General features: G+C 37.9%; 16 protein-coding genes. 11 read left to right on the top strand and 5 right to left on the bottom strand.

Annotated features, from left to right (window positions below):
* Positions 1-204: 204 nt before the first annotated feature.
* The 5 genes from ACY2A0_RS12745 to ACY2A0_RS12725 form a co-directional block, all read right to left on the bottom strand.
* Complete coding sequence (locus tag ACY2A0_RS12745) at positions 205-1,395, bottom strand: phosphoglycerate kinase (protein WP_461789904.1); 1,191 nt, start codon at positions 1,393-1,395, stop codon at positions 205-207.
* A 32-nt stretch (positions 1,396-1,427) separates the two neighbouring features.
* Complete coding sequence (locus ACY2A0_RS12740; RefSeq protein WP_461789903.1) at positions 1,428-1,862, bottom strand: GNAT family N-acetyltransferase; 435 nt, start codon at positions 1,860-1,862, stop codon at positions 1,428-1,430.
* Positions 1,863-1,930: 68 nt separating this feature from the next.
* Positions 1,931-2,938: a type I glyceraldehyde-3-phosphate dehydrogenase gene (gap, locus tag ACY2A0_RS12735; RefSeq protein ID WP_461789902.1), complete on the bottom strand. Its 1,008-nt coding sequence runs from the start codon at positions 2,936-2,938 to the stop codon at positions 1,931-1,933.
* A 136-nt stretch (positions 2,939-3,074) separates the two neighbouring features.
* The gene (locus tag ACY2A0_RS12730) at positions 3,075-4,211 is read right to left on the bottom strand and encodes an MraY family glycosyltransferase (protein WP_461789901.1); all 1,137 of its coding nucleotides are present in this window, start codon (positions 4,209-4,211) and stop codon (positions 3,075-3,077) included.
* Between the two features lie 202 nt (positions 4,212-4,413).
* On the bottom strand, positions 4,414-5,157 hold the full coding sequence (locus ACY2A0_RS12725) for a glycosyltransferase family 2 protein (RefSeq protein ID WP_461791535.1): 744 nt from the start codon (positions 5,155-5,157) through the stop codon (positions 4,414-4,416).
* 285 nt (positions 5,158-5,442) lie between these two features.
* Here ACY2A0_RS12725 and ACY2A0_RS12720 point away from each other — a divergent pair, with 285 nt between their 5' ends.
* From ACY2A0_RS12720 to ACY2A0_RS12670, 11 genes are all read left to right on the top strand, one after another.
* The gene (locus tag ACY2A0_RS12720; RefSeq protein ID WP_461789899.1) at positions 5,443-6,237 is read left to right on the top strand and encodes a polysaccharide biosynthesis/export family protein; all 795 of its coding nucleotides are present in this window, start codon (positions 5,443-5,445) and stop codon (positions 6,235-6,237) included.
* On the top strand, positions 6,238-8,646 hold the full coding sequence (locus ACY2A0_RS12715; RefSeq protein WP_461791534.1) for a GumC family protein: 2,409 nt from the start codon (positions 6,238-6,240) through the stop codon (positions 8,644-8,646).
* A gap of 3 nt (positions 8,647-8,649) precedes the next feature.
* The gene (locus ACY2A0_RS12710) at positions 8,650-9,156 is read left to right on the top strand and encodes a UpxY family transcription antiterminator (protein WP_461789896.1); all 507 of its coding nucleotides are present in this window, start codon (positions 8,650-8,652) and stop codon (positions 9,154-9,156) included.
* Positions 9,157-9,287: 131 nt separating this feature from the next.
* The gene (locus ACY2A0_RS12705; RefSeq protein ID WP_461789895.1) at positions 9,288-10,382 is read left to right on the top strand and encodes a glycosyltransferase family 4 protein; all 1,095 of its coding nucleotides are present in this window, start codon (positions 9,288-9,290) and stop codon (positions 10,380-10,382) included.
* A 19-nt stretch (positions 10,383-10,401) separates the two neighbouring features.
* The gene (locus ACY2A0_RS12700) at positions 10,402-11,256 is read left to right on the top strand and encodes an ABC transporter permease (RefSeq protein WP_461789894.1); all 855 of its coding nucleotides are present in this window, start codon (positions 10,402-10,404) and stop codon (positions 11,254-11,256) included.
* Positions 11,257-11,270: 14 nt separating this feature from the next.
* Positions 11,271-12,113, top strand: a complete 843-nt coding sequence (locus ACY2A0_RS12695) for a glycosyltransferase family 2 protein (protein WP_461789893.1) — start codon at positions 11,271-11,273, stop codon at positions 12,111-12,113.
* Positions 12,113-13,405 carry an ABC transporter ATP-binding protein gene (locus ACY2A0_RS12690; protein WP_461789892.1) on the top strand — a complete coding sequence of 431 codons (1,293 nt, stop codon included), beginning with the start codon at positions 12,113-12,115 and terminating at the stop codon, positions 13,403-13,405. Before ACY2A0_RS12695 ends, ACY2A0_RS12690 begins: the two co-directional genes overlap by 1 nt.
* 5 nt (positions 13,406-13,410) lie before the next feature.
* Positions 13,411-14,196 carry a DUF268 domain-containing protein gene (locus ACY2A0_RS12685; protein ID WP_461789891.1) on the top strand — a complete coding sequence of 262 codons (786 nt, stop codon included), beginning with the start codon at positions 13,411-13,413 and terminating at the stop codon, positions 14,194-14,196.
* On the top strand, positions 14,150-15,022 hold the full coding sequence (locus ACY2A0_RS12680) for an alpha-1,2-fucosyltransferase (RefSeq protein WP_461789890.1): 873 nt from the start codon (positions 14,150-14,152) through the stop codon (positions 15,020-15,022). The genes ACY2A0_RS12685 and ACY2A0_RS12680 overlap by 47 nt, the downstream gene beginning before the upstream one ends.
* Complete coding sequence (locus tag ACY2A0_RS12675) at positions 15,007-15,957, top strand: sugar transferase (protein ID WP_461789889.1); 951 nt, start codon at positions 15,007-15,009, stop codon at positions 15,955-15,957. The genes ACY2A0_RS12680 and ACY2A0_RS12675 overlap by 16 nt, the downstream gene beginning before the upstream one ends.
* Positions 15,903-17,162, top strand: a complete 1,260-nt coding sequence (locus ACY2A0_RS12670) for a glycosyltransferase (RefSeq protein ID WP_461789888.1) — start codon at positions 15,903-15,905, stop codon at positions 17,160-17,162. Before ACY2A0_RS12675 ends, ACY2A0_RS12670 begins: the two co-directional genes overlap by 55 nt.
* Positions 17,163-17,246 lie beyond the last annotated feature (84 nt).

The following is a 17,246-nucleotide window of genomic DNA, read 5'->3' as shown; positions in this document are numbered from 1 at the left end:
TAAAAGTAAATCACTTCTACCACTTTTTACCACTTTTTACCACAAAAAAGTTTTCAACATACATTTTCTACCACTTTAACCCACTTTTTGCTATTGTGAGGCCAGATTTTGAAGTGGTAAAAAAATAAAGCGGCCCCGACTTTTTAGTCGGGGCCGCTTATTTACAAGGAGTTAACCCTATTTATTTAAAATTTAATTTGATTATTATCTCTCGATTGCCGCTACTCCTGGCAGCTCTTTACCTTCCATATATTCTAACAAAGCACCACCGCCAGTTGAGACGTAGCTTACTTCATCTTCTAAACCAAACTTAGCAATTGCCGCAGCAGAATCACCGCCGCCAATTAGTGAGAATGCACCATTTTTAGTCGCTTCAACAACAGCTTCGGCAACAGCTTTAGTCCCGTGCAGGAAGTTATCCATTTCAAACACGCCCATCGGACCATTCCAGAGCAAAGTTTTTGAGTTTTTAATGATATCGCTAAATAACGTAATTGTTTTAGGACCAATATCTAACCCCATCCAATCTGCAGGAATTTCACCGCTATCAACAGTGTCTTTTTGCGCTTCGTTATCGAACTTGTCTGCAATTACCGTATCCACCGGCAATACTAAATTAACTCCTTTTGCTTTAGCTTTATCCAACAACTCTAAGCAAAGCGCCATTCTATCTGCTTCCAACAAAGACGTACCAATTTCACCTCCTTGCGCTTTCGCAAAAGTGTAGGCCATGCCGCCACCAATAATCAGGTTATCCACTTTGTCCAACAGGTTCTCGATAAGCAAAATTTTATCAGATACTTTAGCGCCACCCATAATTGCAGTGAATGGTTTTTCGGCTCCGTTGATCACTTTCTCTGCATTTTTGATTTCTTCGGCCATTAAGTAGCCAAAGTACTTAGCGCCCGGGAAAAATTGAGCAATAATGGTAGTTGATGCATGCGCTCTGTGGGCTGTACCAAAGGCGTCGTTTACATAAACATCTGCCATTTTTGATAGCTTTTCAGCAAATGCAACATCACCTTTTTCTTCCTCTTTATAAAAACGGAGGTTTTCCAATAACAAAATCTCACCCGGAAACAAATTGGCAGCTTGGTGTACCGCATCTTCCCCAATACAATCCTCAGCGAATTTCACCGGCAAGCTTAACATACGAGACAAATCAGCTACGATGTGTTTTAAGGAATATTTATCCGTAGGTCCATCTTTAGGTCTACCTAAGTGCGACATTAAGATTACTGAACCACCATCTCTTACTATTTTTTGAATTGTTGGCAAAGCTGCCCTCATTCTTTTATCGTCAGTAATGTTAAAGTCTGCATCAAGAGGTACATTAAAGTCGACTCTTACAATGGCCTTTTTATCTTTAAAATCAAATTGATCTACTGTATTCATTATTTCTATATTTTGTTTTATTGTTTTGGTTTCTATATTAAGTCTAAAATCATCACATAATGAGGCCCCACACCTGAAATATCAAACTCATCCGATATTGTTTGAAAGCCTTGCTTATTGTAAAAATCAACTGCAGATGTACGGGCGTTGCACCAAATATACTCAGCTTTAGCCGCTTTCAGGTAATCTACAGCATATTTTATTAAATCTGCCCCATATCCTTTTCCAAAAAAAGCTTGATCGGTTGCCATACCACGCAATTGGTAACCCATACCTGTTTTACTATCTAAATTTTGAGGGAAGAAAGTGGCAACGGTAGCTATCTCGAGCTCGGTAACGTAGTAGGCCAGATGAAATACGCCATTAACTTGGTCTGTTGGAAACACACATTCGCTTTCAGGCGCACCATTTCTTAACATTTTACTTCTTAAGGCCAACACTTCGGCTAATGGAACAAATTTGATCATTGCTATTGCGTATTATTGTTTATTAGTGATTGAATATTGGTGATTGGTGATTGGTGATTGGTTATTGGTTATTGGTAATTGACTATTGGTGGTTGTCCTATTCTTTCCACTACATCAGCCAGTCGATTAGAATAGCCTGATTCATTATCATACCAGCCCACCACTTTCACTAAATCACCTACAATAGAAGTCAGTTGTGCATCAAAAACACAAGAATGAGGGTTATTAATGATATCAACCGAAACGATAGGATCTTCTGTGTATTGTAGGATTTTTTGCATTTCGTTAGCGGCAGCTTGCTGGAATGCTTTATTGATTTCCTCAATAGTAGTTTTCTTTTTAAGAATACAAGTAAAATCTGTTAGAGAGCCATTAAGCACAGGAACCCTGATACCAGCTCCCCCTAACTTGCCATCTAAATGCGGAAAAATATGAGTTATAGCCTTTGCGGCACCAGTTGAAGTAGGAATAATTGATGACGAAGCAGCCCTAGCCCTACGTAAGTCATGGTGTGGTGCGTCGTGCAAACTTTGATCACCTGTCATAGAATGAACAGTAGTAATATAACCATCTTCGATACCCCAAAAATCATCCAATATTTTTACCATTGGTGCTACATTATTAGTTGTGCATGAAGCATTGGACAACACCGGCGAAGAAAAATCTATCAATTGATCATTTACCCCCATCACCACCATTGGTATATCTTTATCGGCCACTGGCGCCGATACCAACACCTGTTTAGCACCAGCTTGCAAATGTTGATCAGCACCTGATTTATTAGCAAACTTTCCAGTAGCCTCAATTACCAAATCAATACCTAAGCTTGCCCACGGTAAAGCACCAGGATTTGCGTTGCTTAGGATGGCAATTTCTCTTCCGTCGATAAATAACTGGGTGTCACTTGATGAAACTTCACCGGAATAAATTCCATGAACCGAATCGTACTTGAATAAGTGTGCTAAAGTTGAAGCAGAAGTTAGATCGTTAATGGCCACAACATTAAATCCTCTTTGCAAAGCAGCACGTAGAAACATACGCCCAATGCGGCCAAAACCATTTATTGCAATATTCATTTGCTATTATGCGAAGGTTATTATTTCGCAGGGCAAAGCTAGGCAATATCTATATAAAGAAAACGTAAAATTCAAATATTTACGAGCAACAATATGGCTCAGCCATTTGTCGGTATTTAAAAAGATGTCAGTATCATTATTTGACGTTAGAAACCTCTATGGCATCTTTCCGAAAAACATCCTTGATTGTGTAAGATTTAGTTATTTTTCTGCCCTTTACAAAAGTAAGTACAGTATTAAATATCATACAGATACCTATTTGCAGAAATATAAGAACAAAGTTGCCCAAATGGCTAAGCACAATAGTAAGTGCTATCATACTGGCATTGAAAAGAAAAGTGATGATTAATATCTTCTTTGCATTCAATCCAAGTTTCAGTAAACGGTGATGGATATGGTTCCTATCCCCTTTGAATGGCGATTTTCTATTAATTAGCCTAATAAAGAAAATACGGAGCGAATCAAATATGGGTACAATAAGCACAGCAACAGCAATTGCCGGTGCCGAACTAATTACAGGACCAGCTGCTACACCAATTTTATTTACTTCGATGAATTTTATTGCTAAAACGGCAGAAACTAATCCGATAATTAAGGAGCCGGTATCTCCCATAAATATTTTTGCGGGTGGATAATTGAACATTAGGAAACCAATAATTGCACCCAATAATGAAAATGCGATAAAGGCATAGGCAACATCGTTACTTAATGCAAACAACACGCCGAAGCACAAATTCACGGTAGCGCCAACGGTTCCGGCGAGCCCGTCTACACCATCAATTAAATTAAAGGCATTATTGATGAAAATAATTAGCGCAATAGAAAATACGCTTCCAACTATTGGGTGCACATCCCAAACGTTAAAAACTCCATAAAGGCTGGTTAATTTAAAATCACCTAAAACCACTAAAATTAGTGACACTACTATCTGTAAAGCGAACTTAGTGCTAGGGCTTACGCCATATATATCATCCTTTATGCCTAAGGCAAATAATAAAATACTTGAAGCGATTAGAAAATTTGCTTGATGATAGTGTACCGTTGTAGCGAAGAGCAACACAGTAATGGTAAATCCGCAGAACAATCCGATACCTCCTAAACGAGAGATATTATCCTTATGATCTTTCCGATGTAAATCAACAGAATCAAACAACTGATGTTTATTGGCAGCATGGATAATAGAGGGTATAGAAAACCTCACCAGCATACAAGCCAATGTAACTATGGAGATATAAAATATAAGCGGATACTCCGCAAATAGCTGTTTGGGCATGTCAGTGTAAAGTATTGACAGTCAAATTTATTAATAATTCAAACAATATAGTTGTGATTTTTTCAAAAAAAATAAAATTCCAACAAACTCAACATACCCATTTACCGGTATTTTTTACCGCGAATAACCGTTTACCACCACTAATAACTGCACATATCCAAAGCTCTTTTTGTTTGTTTGACGTGGACACACCTGCATTTTGCTAAAAAAACTGCTTTATTTTTCGAAGCTTTTTAAACAGCAACACAAACGCTGGAAAATGGACTTTATTATTTTGCAGTGCTTTGAAATCATTAAGTAGCGCTTGATAGCGATGCTTCCAAGACTGATTACTCATTCCTCCACTTCGCATATTTACCATTAGCCGCGGCAAATAGGTAGCAGCAATTTTATGCCGGTACAGGTACCGAAGCATTAATTCATAGTCGGCAGCAGATCCGTAATCCAGCTGATATCCACCAAATTTTTCGAACAACGAGCTCCTGATGTACAACGTAGGATGAGCGGGCATCCATCCCCGAGCCAAATCTTTATAAGAGGCTTGCTTGGAGCGCCATTTCCGCTGTATTTTATGGGTATGTTCAGGATCGATATAGTTGAGATCGCCGTAAACAGCCGCTACATTACTATCCATAAATGCTTTAGCGACATCCCCAATTACATCATCAGCGGAAAGCATATCATCAGCGTTTAATATTCCAATTACCTCTCCTGTGGCTAAAGAAATGCCTTTATTTAATGCGTCGTACATTCCTGCGTCTGGTTCAGAGATTAGGACAGCTAGTTGTTGTTCGTATTGTTTTGCTATCTGAAATGAAGAATCAGACGATTGCCCATCAATCAAAATGTACTCGATATCATCATATTTTTGACGGAGCACCGATTCGATACAATCTTTAAGGTATTTTTCCGCATTGTAAACTACGGTAATGATAGTGACTTTCAAGTTAATGATTTTCGGTAAAAATACAATCCAAAAATGCTATTCCGAAATTTGATTTTCTTTAATTCAAAGGTGTGTTTTTAAACAATAAAAAGTTGTGGGGCACTAAAACAGTAAGTTAACTTCGTTGGTAAAATATTGCTTTAAAAAAAACCATTACGCAACACATAAATCAAAATAAGACTTTCATAATAAAACTTGTGGTTTTGGCAAACTGCTAGCGTCCATTTTTAATTTTATCACTTGACAAAAGATAAAAAGTTGTAATTTGCACCTTCATTCAAACTAATGAGCAACAACAAATTATCTGTTTTTATACTTTTTTTTATCGGTTTTGGCTTGCTATTTTTTAGCTCCTGTTCGTTTAAAAACCGACAAGCACTGCTAAAAACGCCCTATGATGCCGATACTGTTAAAACTGTTAGGGTTATAAATGGAACTGCAAACGACGATTCTTACTACAATATAATCAAACCTGAGGATGAACTAGCCATAAGAAATGTGCAGGACATGAGTTTGATTGTAAAAAAGCAAGATGGTACAGGCAACAATAACCAACAGGTATACGCTACATTTAAAGTAAATGCTAATGGTGAAGTTACCCTTCCCAAAGTTGGACCGATTAAAGTGAGCGGGCTTAACAGAACTCAAGCAGCAGAAATTATTCAGAAAGCTTATGAGATAAAAGAACTGAATGCGCCATTGATAGATGTACGCATTGCAAATGCCTACGTGGTGCTTTTAGGAGAAGTAGCTAGACAAGGTAAATATGTAATTGAAAGAGAGGACTACGAATTAATTGATCTTTTGGCAGATGCGGGCGGTGTAAATGTAAACGCAAATCGCAAAATGGTAAGGATTTTTAGAGGAGACAGGGCCAATCCGGAAATCATCATGGTGAATTTAAATGATTACAATTTCATTAAAGATCCAAAGCTAAAACTACGAGCAAAGGACATAGTTTATATTGAACCGAGACGAATTGCTTCCAGCAGTCAAAATTTTCAAGCTTACTCTAGCTTTATACAAATAGGTTTAGTAGTTTTAAATACCGCATTAATTATCTACAATATAGCCAAATAGATGGAACAACAAGTCAACGGAAACGCAAATGTGCAGCAAGATATCGACTATGTTAAAATCTTAAAGATTGTACTTAGTAGATGGTACTGGGTAGCAAGCACGATCATCATTTCTTTGATTGTAGCCTATATTTATCTCTGGTATACGCCCGAAACTTTTAGCACTAGCGCTTCGCTGAAATTTGAGGAAAAGAGATCAGAAATATCAGAATTGCTCAATGTTAGGAATGTTTATGATAGAAACAATAAGATTCAGTCAGAACAGTTTGTTATTCGATCTAGGCAGGTTTTAAATAACGCCATCGGCGATTTAGACTACAAAATATCCTTTTACTTAAAGGGCCGCGTAAGGACAAGTGACATCTATCCTCAAAAGCCTTTAGACATAGCCATTATTGAGCAGGACAGTTTAGATTTTGCGACCAATCTATTCGAGTACGAACCAATTAGCCCAAATTCATTTAAACTTAGCCACCAAGAAAACGGCAAAGAAATAACTAATGAATACCATCAGGGAGATATCATTGCGGTACGTGGCATTAAGTTCAAAATCAACAATAACACTTTCAACAAAAATAATGCGATTTACTGCTTCAAATTCAATACTAAAAATGCTTTCTTAGGCCGCATTGCTGGAGGTTTAAGCATGGCAGAAACCAAAGGAACGAATATCCTCACCTTATCGCAAACAGACATTAACCCGTACTTCGCGACCGATATTCTTAACGCCATTTTGCGAGCATATGTTGATTACGACAGGAATCAAAAAACAATTTCTGCCACCCAAACAATAAAATTTATTGACACCTTGCAACAAGGCATGTCCAAAGTAGTAAGGGCTTCGGGGTCGGAACTTGAGCAATTTAAAGTAGCTAACAAAGTACTGGACATCTCTGCTGCAGGACAGGATGTAATGAAAAAATTAACTGACCTTGAAACAGAGAAAAGCACACTAAATCTACAAGGCATCTTCATTAATCAGTTAGAGAAAGAAATTGTTGGCAACAAAAACCTAAATGCCATCAATTATAACTTACAAGGCATTACCGATCCAATGCTCTCTAATTTACTAACGCAATATAATGCCCTCCTACTTAAAAGAGAACAGGCCTTAATTGATTATAAGGCTACGTCGGATATTGTACAGCAAATAGACAAACAGATTTTAGAAATAAAATCAGCTTTTGTAAGTAATGCCAACAGCCAACGACAAAAGAATCAAAAGACTTTAGATTTTTTAGATCAGCAAATTACGGGCATCAAACAAACGTTTAATACGATACCGAAAGCTGAGCGAGATTTGATCAATCTACAATCTAATTTCTCTATCAATCAAAAAGTATATAGCTACCTTTCGGAAAAGAAGCTTGAGGCGCAGATTAGTAAAGCGGCCATTACGCCTGGTGCCACTATTGTAGATTTTGCACTATATAACACCAGAGCAATAGCACCAAAACAACAAAAAACTTATGTAAGTGCCTTTATTATTGGCTTGGTTGCGGGAATTGGATTAATTTTTCTAATTAGGCTGTTGAACCCATTCATTTACGATAAAGAAACGATAGAAAGCTTAACTACCATTCCGATTATCGGTGTAATAAGAAAATATCAGGATGCGATTGATGAAGATAACCGACAAATATTATCCATCAAAAACCCTAAATCACTTTTTGCAGAATCTGTACGTTCGGTTCGTACGAATTTAAGCTTTCTTGCCGCCGACAAAGCCAGTAAGATAGTTTGTATTACTTCTGAAATTTCTGGAGAAGGTAAATCTTTTACCACTGTTAACCTAGCTAGTACGCTTAGTTTAATTGACAAAAAGGTGATTGTAATTGCGGCCGATTTAAGACGTTCGAAACTACATCATACTTTTAAAGTAAATAATTTAAAAGGTTTAAGTTCCTATTTATCTAATCAAGCAAGTTTCGAAGAAATTTGCCATCCTACCGAGGTCGAAAATTTAACTTTCGTACCTGCTGGCCCCGTTCCGCCGAACCCTTCGGAATTGTTATATTCAGATAAGATGAAGGCACTATTGGAGTCGCTAACTGAAATTTACGACTTCGTCATCGTCGATTCGGCTCCAGTTGGACTAGTATCGGACGCTATTCCATTGATTAGAATGGCAGACGTGAACCTTTTTGTGATACGTTCGGGAGTATCACGTTACCAGGCGGCATCCGTTCCGGAAAGATTATCCAAAGAATTCAACTTATCAAATATCGCCATCATATTAAACGCATTCGATAACGATATACTTCACAGTAGGTACTACACCACTAACTATACCGGCAGCTATTACGCCAACTACTATTATTATTCCGATTACTCTAACACCGGATATGGCAATGGTTATTATAGCGACGGACCTGATAAAAAGTGGTGGGAATTTTGGAAAAAGAAATAGAAGATGATTGATAATTTGTACAGATGGTATCCAGTGTATACGAATTCAAGAGCAGAGAAAAAGGCATATCAAGAGCTACAAAGAAAGCACATTGAATGTTATCTGCCTTTGAAAAAAGAATGGAAACAATGGAGCGACCGCAAAAAATTAGTGGAAGAGCCGTTGTTTAAGTCCTATATTTTTGTGCGTATATCCAATAGAGAACAAGCCGAAGTTTTAATGACCCAAGGTGTAAGCCGTTTCCTTTACTTTTCGGGTAAGATTGCCGTCATGCCTGATAAGCAGATGGAAGATCTAAAACTGCTAATGGCTTCGGGAGAAGAGTTGGAAATTATAGAACATGAACTTTGTGAAGGTGAAAAAGTAATTGTTAACGCTGGGCCTTTCAAAGGAATGATTGCTGAATTGGTAGCCATAAAAAACAAAAAAAGCTTAGTTTTAAAGTTGGAAAACTTAGGATATGCTATACAGGTCAAAACGTCAATGGCTTATATCAAACCTTTAAAATAGCTTTTTAAAAACATAAATAACGAAAGAGCATTTTGAACACCATCTCTTTCGTTTACTAATTAATTGATAATCTGGCCGCTAGGTTCCGCACTGGGACTGAAAGGGCGAAGCTGCGATCAGTCAAAAACACGATGATTCTTTTTCTAACATTAAAAACATTTAGTCTTACTGGAGGAATAGAAAAAGCTTGTAGATCAATGATTAAAGCTTTAGACGAACTGCAGGTTCCGTTTAATGTTTGGTCAATGTATGATGACGCAAAAGCGCTAGATCAACGTTATACCGCTAGTTCAAATTTCTTCGGGTTCAGTGGTCAAAAACTAGTTTTTGCTATCAATTGCGTCAAAGCAGCATATAAATACGACAAAATCATTCTAAGTCACATCAATTTGCTGTTATTTGGGAAGATAATCAAGTTGCTGAAGCCATCTGCTAAAATAATTTTATGGGCACACGGCATTGAAGTATGGAGACCATTACCGGATTGGAAAAAGAAATTCTTAAGAGAAAAAGCTGAAATATGGTCGGTAAGTGATTATACCAAAAGGCAGCTTACCGAGCTGCACCAAGTGCCTGCAGATCGCATTAAAGTTCTAAACAATACGTTAGATCCTTTTTTAACTTTGGATTCAAACTTCGTTAAGCCAATCTCAATTTTAAATAGACACGATATCAGTATTAACAATTTCGTTCTTTTTACACTTACACGTTTGTCGTCTACCGAGCACCTTAAAAATTACGATTTAGTAATTGAAGCTGTACAAAAGCTAAAAAATCTACATCCCCAATTGTGCTATCTTATCGGAGGAAAAGCCGATGCAATGGAAAGGCAACGGTTAGAACAATTGATTGAGCATAACAAGCTTAGTGACAAAGTAAAATTAATTGGTTTCATTGATGAAACGGAAATTGCGGCGTACTACCAATCTGCAGACTGTTTTGTGCTACCAAGTAAAAAAGAAGGCTTTGGTTTGGTGCTGATCGAAGCCGCGGCAAATGGCTGCCAGGTAATTGGTGGCAATATTGATGGAAGTACAGACGCTTTACTGAACGGAAAATTAGGTCAGCTTGTTAATCCAGATGATGTAGATGCTATTGCCGCAGCAATTGAGCATGCCATTGCTAATAAAAACCATCATCCTAAGTTGCAGCAACAGCTTACTATAGAACATTTTGGCTTTGAAACCTATAAAAACAAAGTAGCACAGCTGTTGACAGCAAACTAAAACCCATTCATAACTTTACATGAATAATCAACAAACATACGACTGGAGCATCGAGCCTCAAAACTCATTGCTTGATTTGAAGTTGAAAGATACCTGGGCCTACAGGGATTTACTTTGGCTTTTGGTAAGAAGAGATTTTGTTTCTTTCTACAAACAAACCATTTTAGGCCCACTCTGGTTCTTTATACAACCGCTGTTCACTACCATTATTTTCACCTTCGTTTTTGGACAAATGGCAAAAATAAGTACCGACGGTTTACCCCAGCCCCTATTTTATATGGCTGGTATTACAGCATGGAACTACTTTGCCGACTGCCTTACCAAAACATCGACCGTTTTTAAAGACAACGCCAATATTTTTGGTAAAGTTTACTTTCCTAGGCTAATTATGCCATTAAGTATAGTAGTAAGTAACTTAGTAAGATTCGGTGTACAATTTTTGCTTTTTTTATTGGTAATGGCTTACTATTACTTCGTTGCTAAAGCAAATTTTGGCATCACCTGGGCTATCACGCTATTTCCAATGGTAGTTTTATTAATGGCGCTGCTAGGACTAGGTTTGGGTATGCTTATTTCGGCAATGACTACCAAATACAGAGATTTAGCGTTTTTAGTTACCTTTGGCGTTCAATTGCTGATGTATGCTACTACGGTTATCTACCCACTAAGCACTGTAATTTCTAAACCATTAGGCTGGTTAGTTCAATATAATCCTATGACGCCTATGATAGAAACATTCAGATATGGATTTTTAGGTCAGGGCACCTTTACTTGGGCCAGTTTCGGTTACACTGCGGCAATTACATTTGTGTTATTGCTTATCGGTATCGTAGTATTTAACAAAGTCGAAAAGAATTTCGTAGACACCGTTTAAAGGACATTAGGCAGTTGACTTCTTCTCCTAAAATCAGTATCGTAATACCAAGTTTTAATCAAGGAAAGTACTTGGAAGAAACTTTACTTTCTGTGATTGGACAAAACTATCCAAATCTGCAATTAATTATAATCGACGGAGGAAGTACAGATAACAGCCTAAGCATTATAAAACGGTACCAGCATCAAATTGATTACTGGATTAGCGAAAAAGATAAGGGACAAAGCCATGCTATTAACAAAGGGCTAGACAAAGCAGATGGTGAACTAACAAGTTTTTTAAATAGCGACGACTTGTTGATGCCCAATGCTTTGTTTGAAGTGGCACAGCGTTATGTGCAGGGTAAAAAGCAAATCATTACAGGATCCTGGTTAGAGGGGCCAAATATGCAGGAAGCTATCAAAAGAGAGGTACTTACTCCCTTCACTATCGAAAACTTCATACTGAATATTGGGCTTTTTGGGCAACCAGGTACGTTTTGGAGCACAAACAGTGATTTACGCTTTAATGAGGATTATCACTTTTGTTTGGATTTTGAGTTCTTTTATCGCTTGCTGATTGATGACTATAAAATTGTAGCTACGTTGCAGCCCTTAGGTTTTTTTAGGACTCAACCAGAAGCAAAAACTACGCTGAAACAAGATGTTAAACTCAAAGAGATTATCAGATTTCTTGAAAACAACAGGAAGTTTCACAGCAATATTGGTAATGACATGCATTTGTTGGCCGCAAGAAACACTCGGTCACTATATCGTTTGCAGTTATTAAAAAATTGGAAAAATAGTAAATTGGACTTTTGTTCAACCTTATGGTCGGCAATAAAGTACGATCCTCGAGTGTTAATTAGAGGTATTTAATGAAATCCAATATCGCGTTAAAAGCTATCAACATAAGTAAAGCCTACCAATTAGGAGAAATTGGGACGGGAACTATCAGTAGAGATATGGAACGTTGGTGGGCCAAAGTTAGGGGAAAAGCAGATCCATTAGCTAAAATTGGGGAAGTTAACGATCGGACCAAAGCAACCAGTTCTGAGGTAATTTGGAGTTTGAAAGATATTAACTTCGAAATTGAACAGGGCGAAGCTATCGGAATTATTGGCCCTAATGGTGCTGGAAAAAGCACCTTACTTAAAATACTTAGCAAAATTACTTCGCCAACAACTGGTAAAATAGTTGGACGCGGCCGCATTGCATCCCTATTGGAAATTGGTACAGGCTTTAACCCCGAGTTGACCGGAAGAGAAAATATTTTTCTTAATGGTTCGATACTTGGCATGCGAAAAGCCGAAACTCAACGTAAATTAGATGAAATAGTTGACTTTGCGGGAGTTGCCAAATATCTCGATACACCTGTTAAACGCTATTCATCGGGCATGTATATCAGATTGGCTTTTGCAGTAGCGGCGCATTTAGAAAGCGAAATATTATTAGTAGATGAAGTGCTGGCTGTTGGAGATGCCGAATTTCAGTCGAAATGCCTTGGAAAAATGGAGAACGTCACTAAGGCGGAAGGGCGTACCATACTTTTCGTGAGTCATAACATGGGAAGTATCAGCGAGCTATGTCAAAAGTCAATTTTATTAAACCAAGGCCAATTAAAAAGATTTGACCATACCAATTTAGTAGTTGGAGAATATATTAGCGGTGAGTTTAGCGAATACCCAAAATGGGAAAAATTAAATGACCGCTATTACAGCACTTTTTTTGATTTGCTAGCCTTTCATTTAGTGGACAGCAATAAAAGTCAAAATTTAACTGGTGTTGTAAAAAATGATGATTTAGGCGGCGTTTATATCAAATTTGAAGTAAAGGAGCAACATCCAAACTTGTGTTACGGAATTGCAGTATACACGCAACACGAACAATTGCTTTTTTGGTCCTATCAAACGGATAAAGCGCAGCAGGAATGGGTGCAGCCTCACATCGGCATCAACGAAGTGGTTATTTGGCTACCCAAACGCATTTTAAATGAAGGGGCTTATAAAATTAAGGTCATCGCCAGCTTACATTTTATTAAGTGGATTATTCTTCATAAAGAGGCCCCGCATATCAACTTACAAATTGTAGGTGGTTTAAGCGACTCCCCTATCTGGAATGATGCCAGACCAGGAATATTAGCGCCAGTATTGGACTTCGAAAAAATCTAACATCTGTGACACTGAAGAAACCTAACTTTATCAAAACAATAGCATCAGCAACAGCTCATGTGCTAATGGACAAAGTAAGGGAAAATAGCAGCCACAGAAATATCTTAGCGCAATATCAAGCATTCCTCATATCGAGAGATCAAAATGAAAAGCCAAGATTTCTAGACGAACAAAATACATTTTACCCTTGTATTGGAGATGATACAAGCACCACTGATTTCGAGCCTCATTACACCTACCACCCTGCTTGGGCGGCTAGAATTTTAGCGAAAACATTACCCAAAAAACATATAGACATTGCGTCGACACTAAAATTTTGTGCTATGGTGTCGGCTTTTATTCCTGTAGAATTTTACGACTATAGACCAGCAGCACTTAAACTAGACGGTTTAACCTGTAAAAAGGCCAATTTACTGCATTTACCATTTGATGATGCAAGTATTGATTCGCTTTCATGCATGCACACCTTAGAGCATATTGGTTTAGGGAGATATGGTGATGAGATCGATTATAATGGAGACCTTAAAGCTATTGAAGAACTTCAGCGAGTTTTGGCGCCAAAGGGAAATTTGCTTATTGTTGTGCCGGTAGGTAAACCCAAAATTGAGTTTAACGCTCATCGCATTTATGCCTATGCTCAAATACGCAGTTATTTTAAAAATTTAACCCTAGTGGAGTTTGCTTTAGTTCCCGATGACTACAAAGCGCATGGACTAATAACAAACGCGACGGAAGCAATGGCTGATGAGCAGCGCTGGGGATGTGGATGTTTTTGGTTTAAAAATGGTTAGCGTACAAATACACGGCGGACTCGGAAATCAGTTATTTCAATATGCTTTTGTGTATTCGGCGGCTAAAAAGTTGAACTCGGATTTTTATTTAGATGAAAGTATCGACCTCTTTAAATGCGGAAAATACTTCAACATCAAAGAATCAAATACGCGAATTTGGCTCAGAAATATTTATGCTTTCAGGGGAATGCACCGACTACTGTTTAAAATAAAGCGTAGTTATTTTAAAAGCTTATGCCGCAAGCATCAACTGCAAAGTATCTTTTTAGATCAAAGTTTGCCTGCTGAGCAAGAGCTACTGAAATTAAAGGATGGCTCGCTATTCATTGGTTTTTTTCAATCGGAAGATTATTTTAAAACGCAAAAAGCAGAATTACGGGCTAAATTCCAAGTTAAAAACACCTGCCAAAAAAGATTTCAAAAGTTGCTTGAAAAAATTGATAGCAACCTAAAATTAGTTTGTGTGCATGTTAGACGTGGAGATTACGTTGACCTTGAGCTAGCGCTGCCGCTCCAATATTATAAGCAGGCTATTGAGTTGGCTCATCAAGCCAATAATCACTATGTTTTCATCTCTGACGATCCTTCGTTTGTTATCCAAAACTTTGCCGATATTGAAAACAAAACAATATCAACAGAGAAAGAAATTATAGATTTTCAGTACCTGATCAATAGTCACGTAAACATCCTCTCTAACAGTTCATTTAGTTGGTGGGGAGCTTATCTGAATAAAAATAATGCACTTACCATTGCTCCAAAAAATTGGTTAGGTAAAACCGAACAGTACCCATTTAATATTACGTTAAGCAATTGGAAACTCATTTAGGCGTAACCGCAGCATTAGCGCCACTAGTGTTGTTCGTATATCAGAGGCCTTCTCACACCAAGAAGGTGCTGGATGCAATCGCTAATGACCTCCTTGCCAAAAAAACTGTGCTTCATGTTTATTCGGATGGGCCAAAGCAGCCTGAAGATGGTATCGAACTAGAAAAAATAGCGCAAACTAGAGCCCTTATAAAAGATTTTAAAGGTTGTAAAGAAGTGCATCTGTACCCGAAAACTAAAAATGAGGGCTTGGCCCAATCAATAGTTGGTGGTGTGACAGATATAGTAGAAAAATATGGAAAGGTCATTGTATTGGAGGATGATATTTTGATATCGCCGTTTTTCCTCACCTACATGAATCAAGCGCTCGACCTGTACGAGAAAGAAGATCGGGTAATGCATGTCGGTAGTTTTGTACCGCAGCGCAGTGGTCAAGAAAAATTACCAGAAACTTACTTTTTAAGATTTATGAACTGCTGGGGTTGGGCAACTTGGCAAAGGGCTTGGCAAAAGTTGGAACTGGATACGCCGCTTTTACTGGATAAATTGCAGGATAGAGAGGATAAAACATTTTTCGATTTGGAAAACTCAATCGGTGTATTGAAACAGCTTAAAGATAACATCAATGGAAAAATAAACACCTGGGCCATTAAGTGGTATACCAGTATTTTCCTGCACAATGGCTTATGTTTATACCCAAAACGGTCTTTAACTTCACAAATAGGCTTAGATGGCTCGGGTATTCACGCTGATGTTGATATAGACAATTGGTACCAAGTTAGCATGAGCGCAAGTATCAATGTGCAAAAAATTTCAGTGGCCGAAAATACTGTCGCTTATCAATACCTCAAACAGTTTTACAGGTATGGCAATTTTAGAGGTTGGAAAGCAGTAAAACGCTACCTAAGGTTTCACCAGCAACGCCTAAAGTTTTGAAAATTACCCATATCATTACTTCAATTGAGGGCGGAGCCGGAAAAGCTTGCCTAAGTTTACACCGGGCATTGCTAAATGAAAAAGTTGACTCCAAGGTGTTGTTTTTGTATGGCGATGACAAAGGACAGGCGGCAGTTTACCCAGTAAAAACCGTTAACACCTTGTTAAGGAAAGCATTACGCAAAACTGGTTTGTCTGGTAGAAAAGAAGATTTAATCTACAAACAAATAAAAAAGGTTGGCGGTCATTATGAAACCGTGTCTTTGCCCTATAGTAGTTATCAGTTGCACCAGCATCCACTAGTAAAGCAAGCGGATGTAATCCATTTGCACTGGATAGGTGATTTTGTAGATTTAGCGAGTTTTTTCGCCAATGTTGCAAAACCCATTGTCTGGACGTTACACGACATGAATCCTGTAGAAGGAATTTTTCATTTCAAAAATGATCAAAACGCCAACCCAGCATTAGCTGAAATTGACCAAAAAATTAGGCTACAAAAAACGCAAATAATTGAACGGTACCAGCCATATTTAATAACGAGTAGTTTGCATTGCGAAGATAAAATTAAGGAAAAGCAACTTAATTGTGCCAGCACAACTATTCCATGCATTATTGATACCGAAAAATGGGCAGCTATATCAAAGCGAGATGCCAAAAACGCACTGGGCTTGGCGGATGACTGCGTTACCATAGGATTTGGTGCACAAATGCTTCAACATCCTTTTAAAGGTTATAAGGTATTTCGTGAAACTTTAAATCAACTTGTTAAAGAGCATCAATTACCAATTCAACTGCTTACTTTCGGAGCGTACGATCAAATGGAAGAGGCTTTACATGACTCAAAAGTTAGGCACTTGGGCAACGTAAGCCAACAATTGCTTAATACAGCTTACGCAGCAATGGACATATTTGTAGTTTCATCCAACGAAGAAAGTTTTGGACAGGTAGGATTTGAAGCATTGCTTTGCAACACCCCAATTATAGCAACTACTACTGGTGCCATGCCTGAATATGCGGCCTTTCCTAGTTCATTATTTGAAACGAATGATAGTGAAAAGCTAAAACAGAATATAATTAATACCATTGCACTGATTAATGCAGCGGATACATCGTTAAAAAATGTTCGGAATAATGTAATCAATTGGTATATGGCAGCTAGGCCACTTCAAAGGCATATTGAATTATACGAAACATTAACGGCTTAACAACAATAATTATCTTTTTACCTTGACCATTTAAAACACCAGCCTACCCAATGTTTAACCATTCGCGTTTATATTGAGTGCAGC

This window comes from Pedobacter sp., assembly GCF_965249885.1.
Lineage (GTDB): Bacteria > Bacteroidota > Bacteroidia > Sphingobacteriales > Sphingobacteriaceae > Pedobacter.
The sequence above is the reverse complement of the archived record's forward strand: the minus strand, read 5'-3'. Positions and strand labels throughout refer to the sequence as shown.

Bases quoted from the DNA above. Each gene is read 5' to 3' on its own strand.
- ACY2A0_RS12745 (WP_461789904.1), bottom strand. From the start codon at position 1,395: ATGAATACAGTAGATCAATTTGATTTTAAAGATAAAAAGGCCATTGTA.
- ACY2A0_RS12740 (WP_461789903.1), bottom strand. From the start codon at position 1,862: ATGATCAAATTTGTTCCATTAGCCGAAGTGTTGGCCTTAAGAAGTAAA.
- gap (WP_461789902.1), bottom strand. From the start codon at position 2,938: ATGAATATTGCAATAAATGGTTTTGGCCGCATTGGGCGTATGTTTCTA.
- ACY2A0_RS12730 (WP_461789901.1), bottom strand. From the start codon at position 4,211: ATGCCCAAACAGCTATTTGCGGAGTATCCGCTTATATTTTATATCTCC.
- ACY2A0_RS12720 (WP_461789899.1), top strand. From the start codon at position 5,443: ATGAGCAACAACAAATTATCTGTTTTTATACTTTTTTTTATCGGTTTT.
- ACY2A0_RS12715 (WP_461791534.1), top strand. From the start codon at position 6,238: ATGGAACAACAAGTCAACGGAAACGCAAATGTGCAGCAAGATATCGAC.
- ACY2A0_RS12710 (WP_461789896.1), top strand. From the start codon at position 8,650: ATGATTGATAATTTGTACAGATGGTATCCAGTGTATACGAATTCAAGA.
- ACY2A0_RS12705 (WP_461789895.1), top strand. From the start codon at position 9,288: ATGATTCTTTTTCTAACATTAAAAACATTTAGTCTTACTGGAGGAATA.
- ACY2A0_RS12700 (WP_461789894.1), top strand. From the start codon at position 10,402: ATGAATAATCAACAAACATACGACTGGAGCATCGAGCCTCAAAACTCA.
- ACY2A0_RS12690 (WP_461789892.1), top strand. From the start codon at position 12,113: ATGAAATCCAATATCGCGTTAAAAGCTATCAACATAAGTAAAGCCTAC.
- ACY2A0_RS12680 (WP_461789890.1), top strand. From the start codon at position 14,150: ATGAGCAGCGCTGGGGATGTGGATGTTTTTGGTTTAAAAATGGTTAGC.